The following is an 11672-nucleotide window of genomic DNA, read 5'->3' as shown; positions in this document are numbered from 1 at the left end:
TCTCCAAAAAAGGTTATTGGTTGAGGGCCTGTGCGGTGTCCAGGTCGGTGATCAGGATGTCCAGGTAGCCGCCCTTGAGCGCGCCACGAATGGCCTGGACCTTGTTCAGCCCGCCGGCCAGGCCGAGCACGCGGTGGATACTGCGCAACTTGGGCAGCGCCACCGAGACCACGAATTCTTCATCTTCCTCCAGCACCGGCTTGCCTTGGGCATCGAAGTAACGCAGGCAGATATCGCCGACGGCACCGCGCTCGGCCAGCAGGCGCAGCATGTCCTCGGTGTAGTAGTTGCCACTGTTGCGCAGCAACTGCGAGGGTTCCAGGTCGCCGATGCCGACGATCGCCAGGGTGATGCTGTCAAAGCGTTGCAGCACTTCCTTGACCTCTTCCATCTGCACGATGCGCTGCTTGCTCTCCACCGATTGCTCGATGCTTTGCGACGGTAGCAGGAACGCCGGGCAGTTGAGCAGGGTGGCCAGGCGCTGAGTGAGCAGGGTGGCTTCAAACGCGCCCTTGTTGCCGACACCGCCCAACAGTTGTACCACTTCCTGGGCGCCTTGTTTGCCCGGCTGGGCATGCAAGTGGCCGACCATGGCGCGAATGGTGCTGCTCCACGACGAAATGCCGATATGGTCCTGGGGCGACAGGCTGGTCTCCAGGTAGTGGGCAGCCGCCGAGCCGATGGCTTGCTTGATGCTTTCATCGTTGCCGGGCTCGGTGGCTTCCACCACGATCACCTGGCGCACGTCGTAGCGGCGTTGCAATTGGTTTTCCAGCTCCAGGTGCAGGCCTTGCAGGCGCATCACGCTGATCTTCACCACGCCTTCCTGCAGCGCCCGGCGCAGGGCGCGGCTGATAAAGGATTGGGACAGGTCCAGCTGTGCGGAAATCTCGGACTGCTTGAGCCCGTCTTCGTAATAGAGGCTCGCGATCTTGGTGATCAGGCGCTGTTCTTCGATCTGGCTCATGAAGGCCTCAGTGATGACATCAATGCGGGTGAGGATACCAAACCCTTACGACATGATCAGGCCGCCGTCGATATTGATCGCCTGGCCGGTCAGGTAGGCCGCGTCATCCGAGGCCAGGAACGCCACCAGGCCGGCGACATCCGAGGGCTTGCCGGCCCGGCGCAGGGGGATGTTCCTGACCCATTCGGCCATCAGTTCACCCTTGCCGTAGCGTTTTTCGTCGGTGCTGAGGATCTCGCCCCACACGCGGTCGTTGTAGTCCCACATCTCGCTTTCGATGATGCCGGGGCAGAACGCGTTGACGGTGATGTTATGCCGCGCCAGTTCCAGCGCCAGGCTCTGGGTAATGCCGATCACGCCCATTTTGCTGGCGGCGTAGTGCGGCGTGTAGATAAACCCCTGGCGGCCCTGGCCGGACGAGGTGTTGATCAGGCGCCCGCTGCCTTGCTTGACCATGTACTTGGCCGCTTCCCGGCAACCCAGCCACACGCCGGTGGTGTTGACCTGCAGCACCTTGTCGAAGTCGGCGCGGGGCATCTTGTCGTAGTGGTCGATGGTGATGATGCCGGCGTTCTGCACTGACACGTCGATGCTGCCGAAGCGTGCGTGACCCTCGCGGTAGAGGGTTTCGATGTCTTCTTCGCGGGTCACGTCGATGCCCAGGGCCAGGGTGTCGACCTTATATTCCCGGGCCAGTTGGTCGGCGGTGAATGTCACGCGCTCCAGGTCGTTGGAGGCCAGCACCAGGTTGGCACCTTCCTGGGCGAAGCGCTCGGCAATGCCGGCACCGATGCCACGGCAGGCGCCGGTGATCACGATGGTTTTACCGCTGAAACGTTGCGACATGACAAAACTCCTTACCAGCAGACAAAACCACCATCGACCAGCAGGTCGACACCGGTGCAGAAAGACGAGGCCTGGCTGACCAGGAAAATCGCCGGGCCGACCATTTCGTCCACGCTGGCCATGCGGCCCATGGGCGTGGTCTGTTCAAAGATCTTCACCTGATCGGCGACTTCCGGGCGAGAGTTCATCGGCGTGGCGGTGTAGCCGGGGCTGATGCAGTTGACCCGAAGGCCTTTGTCGGCCCATTCCATCGCCAGGCTTTTACTCAGGTGGATCACCCCGGCCTTGGAGGTGTTGTAGTGCGCCTGCAACAGGCCGCGGTTGACGATGCTGCCGGACATGGAGGCGATATTGACGATAGCGCCCTTGCCACGCGGCAACATCACTGCGGCCTGGGCCTGGCAACTGAGGAAGATGCCGGTGAGGTTGATGTCCAGGGTGGTTTGCCAGCGTTGCAGCTCCAGGTCTTCGGCGGCCTGGGCATTGGCGATGCCGGCGCAGTTGACGGCCACGCTGAGTGGGCCGAGCTCATCCTCGGTGCGCGCGACCGCTGCATCCAGGGCGGCCCGCTCGGTGACCGTGCCGCTGAGGGCCAGGGCGCGCCGGCCCAGGGCCTGGATGCGTTCTACCGTGCTGGCGATGCCGGGGCTGCCCGGAAGATCAAAGCAGGCTACATCGGCACCGGCTTCAGCGAGCCCGACGGCGATAGCCTGGCCAATGCCGCTGCCGGCGCCGGTGACAAAGGCCACTTGGCCTTGAAGACTAAAAAGCTGCATGACTAACTCCGTTATTTGAAATTACAGTGAACCCCTGTGGGAGGGGGCTTGCTCCCGATAGCAGGGGTTCAGTGACAGATGCATCTGCTGACACTCCCTCATCGGGGGCAAGCCCCCTCCCACAGTTGGATCTGTGTAGGTATTTGGCTATGCGGCGACCATTTCCATCACCGAAACCGGGACGGCCTCGCCGCGCTCCAGAATCCCCGTCTAACAAGTTGCCTGGATAACTCCAATCTTGAAATCACAGTAGATCTCCTGTGGGAGGGGGCTTGCTCCCGATAGCAGTGGTTCAGTGACAGATGCATCTACTGGCACTCCCTCATCGGGGGCAAGCCCCCTCCCACAGTTGGATCTGTGTAGGTATTTGGTTATGCGGTAGCCATTTCCATCACCGAAACCGGGATGGCCTCGCCGCGATCCAGAATCCCCGTCTAACAAGTTGCCTGGATAACTCCAATCTTGAAATCACAGTAGATCTCCTGTGGGAGGGGGCTTGCTCCCGATAGCAGTGGTTCAGTGACAGATGCATCTGCTGACACTCCCTCATCGGGGCAAGCCCCCTCCCACAGTTGATCGCCATTGTCTGTGAGGACCGGTTGCCTAGGCGGTGGCCATCTCCATCACCGACACCGGCGTGGCCTCACCGCGCTGCAGAATCCCCATCTGCCGTCCCCGGCTCATCACCATTACCCGATGGGACAAGCCCAGCACTTCATCCAGGTCGGAACTGACCACAATCACCGCCATGCCCTTGGCCGCCAGGTCCGCGATCACTTCATAAATCGCCGCCCGCGCACCCACGTCGATGCCGCGTGTGGGCTCATCGAGGATGAACACCTTGGGGTTGCGCGCCAGCCACTTGGCAATGATCACCTTCTGCTGGTTACCGCCGGACAGGCTGGAAATCCGCGACTGCGGCGCACCTTTCACCCCCAGTCGCGCCACCGCCGTGCGCGCGAATTCGCGCAGTGGGGCAGGGAACACCCAACCGCGTTTATCCAGCAGGTCGGTGTTGCCATAAATCAGGTTGTCTTCGATGCGATGCTCCACCACCACGCCTTGCTGCTTGCGGTCTTCCGGCACCAGCACCACGCCGGCCTGGATCGCCTCGAAGGGCGAGCGCAATTGGCGGACCTCGCCATCCAACACCATGTGGCCGCGAATATCCTGGGCCGCACCGGCAATGGTGCGCACCAGCTCGGTTCGCCCGGCGCCGACCACCCCGGCAATACCGAATACCTCGCCGGCACGCACGCTGAAGTCGATGCCGTGCAAGGCAAACTCACGGCAGGTCAAATCCTTGACCTGCAACATCACCTGCTCCTGGGGCGCCTGCAACGCAGGGAAGATCCGCTCCAGGCTGCGCCCGACCATCTGCTCCACCAACTCCCGCACCGGCACCTGGGCCGTGGCGTGCAAGGCGATCTGGCGACCGTCGCGCAGCACCAGCACGCGGTCGGCGATGCGTGCGATTTCTTCCAGGCGGTGGCTGATATAGATAAACGACACACCCTCGGCCTTGAGCCGTTCCACCTGCTTGAACAGCAGCTCGGTTTCTTCGCCACCCAATGCAGCGGTGGGTTCATCGAGGATCAACAGGCTGGCCTTCAGCGTCAGCGCCTTGGCGATTTCCACCAGTTGCTGGGCCGCCACGCTCAGGCCTTCGACCTTGCGCGAGGCCGGCACCTTGAGGCCCAGGCGTTCGAGTTGGATCTGCGCCTGGGCCTCCATGTACTCGCGGTCCACCCGCCCACGGCGCATGGGCAGGCGGCCGACGAAGATGTTCTCGGCGATCGACAGTTGCGGCAGCAGGCGGATTTCCTGGTGGATCAGGCCGATCCCGGCACTCAGCGCGGCCCCCGGTGAAGCGGGTGCGTAGGGCGCGCCGAGCCAGGTCATGCTGCCCCCGGCTTCCGGTTGCACCAGCCCGGCGATGATCGACGACAAGGTCGACTTGCCCGCGCCGTTTTCACCGAGCAGGGCCAGTACTTCACCGGGGCGAATGTCCACGTTGACCTGCGACAACACCTGCACCGGCCCGTAGGCCTTGCTGATATTGCGCAGGCACAGCACCGCGTCGGATCGAGCGGTGTCCACGGCTGCTGCTTGCATGACGACCTCCAAGGCTTACGGGTGCTGTTGCAGGAACGGCGCGACGTTTTCTTTGGTGGTCAGCACGGTGGGCAACAACTGCTCCTTGGGCAGGGTCTTGCCGGCTTTGAGGTCGATGGCCGAGGCCACGGCCAGGCGCCCCATTTTCTGCGTCTGCTGGGTCATGGTCGCGTTCAGCACACCGCTTTGCACGGCCTTGAGCCCGGCCACGTCGCCGTCGAAACCGACCACGACCACCTTGTGATCGAGGTTGCCGACTTTCACCGCCTGGGCAGCGCCCAAGGCCATGGCATCGGCACGGCCGAAGAACACGGTGATGTTCGGGTCACGCTGGAGCAGGTCCTGGGCTACCGCGAAGCCTTTGTCCTGGGCCCATTCGGCCGGTTGCTGGGCGACGACCTTGAGGTCCGGGAAGGTTTTCAGGCCCTCTTCAAAACCCTTGGCGCGATCATTCTCGGGGGTGGTACCGATCTGGCCTTGCAGGATCGCGATGCGGCCCTTGCCGTCGGTGATCTTGCCCACGTACTCGGCCAGGGTCTTGGCGCCGGCCACGCTGTCGCTGGCGATAAAGGTGTCGCCCGGTGCGTCGGGGGCGTTGCGGTCCACGGCGATTACCGGGATGCCCGCAGCCTTGGCGGCTTTCACCGGCACACCGGCAGCAGTGGCGCCGGCCGGGATGTAGATCAGCACATCGATCTGGCGGGTGATCAGGTCTTCGATCTGGCTGACCTGGGTGGATGAGTTGCCCTGGGCGTCCACGGTGATCACCTTGACCCCCTTGGCTTTGCCCTCGGCTTCCACTGATTGCTTGATCTGGTTGAAGAAGTCGGCCTGCAGGTTGGCCACGGCCAGGCCGATGGTCAAATCCTTGGCCCAGGTGGTGCCGGCAGCGGTGAGGGTGGCGGCGGCGAGAGCGGTGGCCAACAGCAATTTCTTGGGGCTGAACATGTCGGTGACTCCTGGTTTTATTGTTGGAGGGTGTCAACTGTCGAACAGGTTTAACGGGCAGTGCTGGAGCGGCGTCGCAGGGTGTCGATGGTGACAGCGAGGGCGATGACCACGCCGATCACCACTTGTTGAATAAAGGGCGAGACGCCGAGCAAGTTGAGGCCATTGCGCAATACGCCAATGATCAGTACGCCCACCAGGGTGCCGCCGATGCTGCCGACGCCGCCACTGAGGCTGGCGCCGCCAATCACCACGGCGGCGATGGCGTCCAGTTCCAGGCTCAGCCCGGCGCTTGGTTGCGAGGAGTCCAGGCGCGCGGCCAGGGTCACCGCGGCGATGCCGGCCAGCGCACCGCTGATGGCGTACACCCACAGGGTAATCGCCCGCACCTTGATGCCCGACAACCGCGCCACTTCGGGGCTGCCGCCCATGGCATAGAGGTTGCGGCCACCGGCACGAAAGCGCAGGAACACCCAGGCCAACACCAGCATCACCAGGAACAGGCCCACGGTGGCCGAGAGGAAACCAAAGTGGCGCACCGTCGCCAGGCTGGTGAACCAGTCCGGGTAGCCGACGATCTGCCGGCCTTCGGTAAGGATATTCGCCAGGCCACGGGCCACCGACATCATGGTCAGCGTGGCAATAAAGGGTGGCAGCTTGGCGTAGGTGATCAACGCGCCGGAGACCAGCCCGGCGAGCATGCCGCTGGCAATCGAGATCGGAATCGCAAAGCCCAGGGGCACCGCCTGATCCTGATACAGCCAGCCGAGCATCATCATCGAGAAGGCCAGCACCGAGCCGACCGACAGGTCGATGCCGCCGATCACGATCACCGCTGTCATGCCGATCGCCAGGATGCCCAGCACCGTGACCTGTTCGAGGATGTTCAGGCCATTGCGCAACGAAAAGAAGAATTCGGAACTGAAGGAGAAGACCAGCACCAGCAACACCAGCCCGATCAAGGGGCCGCCGATGTTACTGGGCAGCAGTTTGACAATACGTGGGCGGGGTGGCGGCTTGAGTTCGGCCGGGTGCTGGACAATAGCTTTGGCGTCCACAGTGTTCTCCTGAGTTATTTTTTTTGGAGTGCTTCATGCGTTGTGAATATTTATGCGTGCCTGACTGTTAATTCAGATTCCAGTGACACCGTGTCAAAGTCAAGCGCTTAATTTTTCTTGCCTGCCGCTGAAGCGGTGTTTTTGCCCGGCGCAAAGCCACGGTCTAGAGAAGCCGGCGTGGGATTTTGGCCGTTTGTCCGAGGGGGATTTCCGAGTTTTATTTGATTTTTCGGCGGTTCGCTCACTTGACCTGCTGGAGGATCGGCGTCTAAATAGAAATATATTGTCACTGCTGAATAAATATTCAAAGACAGCCTTGGACACTTTCACCCCGCGTGGTCAGCCTCAAAGGAGCCGCTGCATGAATGCCTTCCAGTACGACGCCCACCAGATCAAGGAACAGGCCCGCCTGATCCGTCGCCATGTGATCCGCCTGAATGCCGACTCCCCGGCGGGCGGGCACACCGGGGCGGACCTTTCCGAGACCGACATCCTCGCCACCCTGTATTTCCGCATCCTCAACACCGGCCCGGAACGCACCGAAGACGCCGAGCGCGATATTTATATCCAGAGCAAGGGCCACGGCGTCGGCGGCTTGTATTGCTGCCTGGCGCAGGCGGGCTACATCCCCACCGACTGGCTGCCCACCTACCAGCACTTCAACTCGCACCTGCCCGGCCACCCGGTACGCCAGAAAACCCCCGGCATCGAACTGAACACCGGCGCCCTCGGCCACGGTTTGCCGGTGGCGGTCGGGCTGGCCCTGGCGGCGAAGATGTCCGGCAGCAACAAGCGCATCTACGTGCTGACCGGCGACGGCGAACTGGCCGAAGGCTCCAACTGGGAAGCGGCGATGGCAGCGGCCAAGTACGGCTTGGATAACCTGTTTGTGATCGTCGACAAGAACAAGCTGCAGCTTGCCGGTTTGACCGCCGAGATCATGCCGCTGGACCCACTGGACGTGAAATGGGCGGCCTTTGGCTTCCGCGTCAGCGAGTGCGACGGTAACGATGTCGGCCAATTGATCGAAGCCCTGGAAAGCATGCAGACCAAGACCGGCGCGCCCCAGGTGCTGATCGCCCACACCATCAAAGGCAAGGGCGTGTCGTTTATCGAAGCCCGCCCCGAATGGCACCACCGCGTGCCCAAGGGTGATGAAATCAACGCAGCATTGGAGGAGTTGAACCATGGCGAGTGAACATTTGGCGAGCGTCATGGTGGAAGCGTTTATCGCTGCCGTCGAGGCCGGGCTGGACGTAGTGCCGGTGGTCAGCGACTCCACCTCCACGGCGAAGATCGGCCCGTTTGCCCAGCGCTTTCCCGAGCGGCTGATCAATGTGGGCATTGCCGAGCAATCCCTGGTCAGCGTCGCGGCGGGCCTGGCCCTGGGTGGCAAGATCGCCGCCACCTGCAATGCGGCGCCGTTCCTGATCTCGCGGGCCAATGAGCAGATCAAGGTGGACGTTTGCTACAACCAGGCCAACGTGAAGATGTTCGGCCTGAATGCCGGCACCAGTTATGGCCCGCTCGCCAGCACCCACCACAGCCTCGACGATATTTCGGTGATGCGCGGGTTTGGCAATGTGCAGATCTTCGCCCCGGCCGATGCCGTCGAGTGCCGCCAGATCATCGATTACGCGCTGCGCTACCACGGCCCGGTGTATATCCGCCTCGACGGCAAAGCCTTGCCCGACGTGCACGGCGCCGCCTATCAGTTTGTGCCCGGTCAGGTAGATATCCTGCGCCAGGGCGCCGATGTGAGCATCGTGGCCCTGGGCTCGGTGGTGCATGAAGCGGTGGAGGCGGCGGCATTGCTGGCGGAGCAGGGCATTCAGGCCCAGGTGATCAACCTGTCGTCGATCCGGCCCTTGCAGCGTGATGTATTGCTCAGCGCCTTGAGCGGCACCCGCGCGGTCATCAGTGTGGAAGAACACAATATCAATGGCGGCGTCGGCAGCCTGGTCGCCGAAGTGCTGGCCGAAGCCGGGTTGGGCATTGCCCTGATCCGCCTGGGTATCGGCGATGGCGAGTACGCCGCCGCCGGTGCCCGCGAACCGACCCGCGCCTTGCATAACATCGACGCGGCTGGGATTGTGGCGGCTGCCACTCGGTTGCGGTGAACCCCATGAATAACAACACCCCGCTGATCCTGGCGATAGATGAAGGCACCAGCAACGCCAAGGCGGTGCTGGTCAACGAACTTGGCCAGGTGATTGCGCGCGGTTCGCGGCCCTTGAGCATCCGCCATCCCCAGGCAGGGTTTTCCGAGCAGGACCCGCTGCTGATCTGGCAAAACACGTTGGCGGCGATTGAAGAATGCCTGGCCCAGGTGGATCGTCCGATCACTGCGTTGGCCATCAGCAATCAGCGTGAATCGGTGGTGGCTTGGGATAGGCATACCGGTGAGCCATTGTCGCCGTGCATCAGTTGGCAGTGCCGACGCTCTACGGCGTTGTGCACGCACCTGCATGAGCAGGGCCATGAAGCGCTGATCCTGGAAAAGACCGGGCTGGCGTTGGACCCGATGTTCTCGGCGGGCAAATTTCGCTGGATTCTCGATCACCTTGAGGATGGCCATGCGCGCGCTACTGCAGGCGATATCTGCCTGGGCACGGTCGATAGCTGGCTGTTGTGGCAACTCAGCGGCGGCCAGGTGTTCGCCACCGACTATTCCAACGCCGCGCGCACCCAACTGTTCAACCTGCACACCTGCGCCTGGGATCCTGAGTTGTTGGCGTTGTTCGGCATTCCGGCTGCGGCCCTGGCGCCGATCCGGCCGAGCGCCGGTTTCTTCGCCGAAACCGTCGCGGTGGGCGGCTTGCCCGCCGGCATCCCGGTGATGTCGATGATTGGCGATTCCCATGCGGCGCTGTACGGGCAGGGCGGTTTTGCGCCGGGGCTGGTCAAGGCCACCCTCGGCACCGGTTCGTCCTTGATGACGCCCATGGGCGGGCCGATTGCCTCCACCCATGGCCTGTCGACCACCCTGGCCTGGCATGACGGCAGCCAACCCACCTTCGGCATGGAAGGCAATATCGTCCATACCGGCGCTGCCGTGCAGTGGGCGTCGAAGCTGGTGGCGGGAGAATCCCTGGATGCGCTGACCGAACAGGCCGCGCAATTGCCGGACAACGGCGGCGTGTATTTTGTCCCGGCGCTGTCCGGCCTCGGCGCACCGCACTGGAAGGCCGACGCCCGTGGACTCATCTGCGGGTTGAGCGAAGCCACGTCCGGCGCGCATATCCTGCGCGCGGCGCTGGAATCCATCGGCTATCAGATTCGCGATGTGTTCGAAGCCATGCAGCAGGATATCGGCAGCCCGCTCAAGGAGCTGTGGGTGGATGGCGGTGCCACGCGCAACCGCTGGCTGATGCAATTCCTCGCCAACCTGCTGCAACGCCCGGTGGTGCGCAGCCTGTCGCCGGAGGTGTCGGCATTGGGCGCCGCGCACCTGGCGGGTCGGGCGTTGGGGGTGTGGGCGAGTGATGCGGAACTGGGGCAGTTGGAACGCCAGCGCGAGCGCTTTGAGCCGCAGGAGGATCCGGCGATGGTGGAGCGTTACTCAGAGTGGAAAAAGGCTCTAGCCCGCACACTCCTCTAACCGCATATGCAAACCAAATGTGGGAGGGCTTGCCGCGGGCTGTTGTGGTGAGCGGGCTTGTCGAATCGTCGCACCGCCCGCGTTGGGCTGCGTAGCAGCCCCAAAACCAGCCTCTACAGAGTGTCTGATACACCGCATTCTTCTTTACTGGGGCTGCTACGCAGCCCAACGCGGGACAAGCCCGTTCACCACAGGGATATTTGTCAGAGTCTGAAAAATTGTGTAGATACCCGTGGCCATCGAGGGCAAGTCGAATCGTCGCACCGCCCCTCCCACATTGAGATCACACCCGCCTTCAAGGCCGCCAGGTCTGCACGTCCTTGGCATCCACCGCCTTGGGCAACAACCCCGCCTTGAAGAACGCATCGGCAATCTTCTGCTGCTCACCCAACTGCTCAATCGTCACCGGCTGCACCTGATAACTGCGGTGCGCATTCGCCGCTTCCACCGTGGCTGCATCCAGGTTGCCCCACAGCGGGCCGAGCACTTTGGCCGCGTCCTGCGGGTTGGTTTTTACCCAGTGGCCGGCGTTTTCCAGCTGCGCATACACCACCTTCAATACCTCCGGGTGCGCCTTGGCGTACGGCGTGCCGGTCAGGTAATAGCGCTTGTAGCTGGCCAGCCCGGCACCGTCCGCCAGGGTGCGCGTCGGCAGTTGGCGCTGCACGCTGGTGAGGAAGGGTTCCCAGGTGACCCAGGCGTCCACCTTGTTGTTCTCGAACGCCGCGCGGCCATCGGCCGGCGACAGGTAAGCCGGCTCGATATCCGAGAACGCCAGGCCGGCCTTGGCCAGCGCGGCAATCAACAGATAGTGGGTACCGGCGGCCTTGGTTACCGCGATCTTCTTGCCCTTCAAGTCCGCCAGCTGTTGGATCGGCGAGTCCTTGCGTACCACGATGGCCTGGGCCGAAGGCGAGGGCGCTTCCTGGGCGAAGTAGGTGAGTTTGGCCTGGGCGGCCTGGGCGAAGATCGGCACGGTGTCGGCCACGTCGGCGCTGATGTCCACATTGCCGACGTTCAGCGCTTCCAGCAGCGGCAGGCCGCTGGGGAACTCATGCCAGCTCACCTCGATGTTGTCGGCCTTGAGGGCTTTCTCCAGGGTGCCCTGGGTCTTGAGCAGGGTGATCAGCGTGGAGGATTTCTGGTAACCGATGCGCACGGTTTCCTGGGCGTGCGCACTGACAGCGACGGAAAAGGCCAGCAATCCTAATACAGCGGCGAGGGGACGACGGAGGGGCATGGTGGGCTCGATCTTCAGCGAAATAGATCCAAGCTTAATGATCTGAAAACCATTCGATAAATACTCTTTCGATCTGAGCTTAGGACGCTTTCAGCCGCTTCCTGCCCATCAGGCATAACCA

Annotated in this window: 10 protein-coding genes; 3 read left to right on the top strand and 7 right to left on the bottom strand. The window is 62.7% G+C overall.

From position 1 onward, the window contains the following. Positions 1–13: 13 nt before the first annotated feature. The 6 genes from J3D60_RS08950 to J3D60_RS08925 form a co-directional block, all read right to left on the bottom strand. Positions 14–967 carry a sugar-binding transcriptional regulator gene (locus J3D60_RS08950; RefSeq protein WP_027607267.1) on the bottom strand — a complete coding sequence of 318 codons (954 nt, stop codon included), beginning with the start codon at positions 965–967 and terminating at the stop codon, positions 14–16. A 45-nt stretch (positions 968–1012) separates the two neighbouring features. Then, complete coding sequence (locus J3D60_RS08945; protein WP_027607266.1) at positions 1013–1813, bottom strand: SDR family oxidoreductase; 801 nt, start codon at positions 1811–1813, stop codon at positions 1013–1015. Between the two features lie 11 nt (positions 1814–1824). Further along, a complete protein-coding gene (locus tag J3D60_RS08940; protein WP_367399679.1) occupies positions 1825–2604 on the bottom strand; it encodes an SDR family oxidoreductase in 780 nt (259 codons plus the stop codon). A gap of 588 nt (positions 2605–3192) precedes the next feature. Further along, positions 3193–4704, bottom strand: coding sequence for a sugar ABC transporter ATP-binding protein (locus tag J3D60_RS08935; protein WP_253491003.1), 1512 nt, complete (start codon positions 4702–4704; stop codon positions 3193–3195). Between the two features lie 15 nt (positions 4705–4719). Then, complete coding sequence (locus J3D60_RS08930; protein WP_253491001.1) at positions 4720–5652, bottom strand: sugar ABC transporter substrate-binding protein; 933 nt, start codon at positions 5650–5652, stop codon at positions 4720–4722. A 50-nt stretch (positions 5653–5702) separates the two neighbouring features. Further along, positions 5703–6710: an ABC transporter permease gene (locus J3D60_RS08925; protein WP_253491000.1), complete on the bottom strand. Its 1008-nt coding sequence runs from the start codon at positions 6708–6710 to the stop codon at positions 5703–5705. Positions 6711–7071: 361 nt separating this feature from the next. Between J3D60_RS08925 and J3D60_RS08920 the strand changes: the two genes are divergently transcribed. The 3 genes from J3D60_RS08920 to J3D60_RS08910 are packed head-to-tail and all read left to right on the top strand — an operon-like array spanning position 7072 to position 10311. Beyond that, positions 7072–7908, top strand: a complete 837-nt coding sequence (locus tag J3D60_RS08920) for a transketolase (protein ID WP_253490998.1) — start codon at positions 7072–7074, stop codon at positions 7906–7908. Further along, positions 7898–8830 (top strand): transketolase family protein, encoded by a 933-nt coding sequence (locus tag J3D60_RS08915; protein ID WP_253490996.1) that lies wholly within the window; start codon positions 7898–7900, stop codon positions 8828–8830. Before J3D60_RS08920 ends, J3D60_RS08915 begins: the two co-directional genes overlap by 11 nt. Before the next feature lie 5 nt (positions 8831–8835). After that, entirely contained in the window at positions 8836–10311 is a 1476-nt protein-coding gene (locus J3D60_RS08910) for a glycerol kinase GlpK (protein WP_253490993.1), read from the top strand. A 295-nt stretch (positions 10312–10606) separates the two neighbouring features. Here J3D60_RS08910 and J3D60_RS08905 read toward each other — a convergent pair whose 3' ends face one another. After that, positions 10607–11551, bottom strand: a complete 945-nt coding sequence (locus tag J3D60_RS08905) for an aliphatic sulfonate ABC transporter substrate-binding protein (RefSeq protein ID WP_137212199.1) — start codon at positions 11549–11551, stop codon at positions 10607–10609. Positions 11552–11672: the final 121 nt, after the last annotated feature.

The organism is Pseudomonas sp. S3E17 (assembly GCF_024168685.1).
GTDB classification, from domain to species: domain Bacteria; phylum Pseudomonadota; class Gammaproteobacteria; order Pseudomonadales; family Pseudomonadaceae; genus Aquipseudomonas; species Aquipseudomonas marginalis.
Note: the sequence above shows the minus strand (reverse complement) of the source record. Positions and strands in the feature narration are given on the sequence as shown.

Coding starts and splice junctions, on each gene's coding strand:
- J3D60_RS08950 (WP_027607267.1), bottom strand. CDS start 967: ATGAGCCAGATCGAAGAACAGCGCCTGATCACCAAGATCGCGAGCCTC.
- J3D60_RS08945 (WP_027607266.1), bottom strand. CDS start 1,813: ATGTCGCAACGTTTCAGCGGTAAAACCATCGTGATCACCGGCGCCTGC.
- J3D60_RS08935 (WP_253491003.1), bottom strand. CDS start 4,704: ATGCAAGCAGCAGCCGTGGACACCGCTCGATCCGACGCGGTGCTGTGC.
- J3D60_RS08930 (WP_253491001.1), bottom strand. CDS start 5,652: ATGTTCAGCCCCAAGAAATTGCTGTTGGCCACCGCTCTCGCCGCCGCC.
- J3D60_RS08920 (WP_253490998.1), top strand. CDS start 7,072: ATGAATGCCTTCCAGTACGACGCCCACCAGATCAAGGAACAGGCCCGC.
- J3D60_RS08915 (WP_253490996.1), top strand. CDS start 7,898: ATGGCGAGTGAACATTTGGCGAGCGTCATGGTGGAAGCGTTTATCGCT.
- J3D60_RS08910 (WP_253490993.1), top strand. CDS start 8,836: ATGAATAACAACACCCCGCTGATCCTGGCGATAGATGAAGGCACCAGC.
- J3D60_RS08905 (WP_137212199.1), bottom strand. CDS start 11,551: ATGCCCCTCCGTCGTCCCCTCGCCGCTGTATTAGGATTGCTGGCCTTT.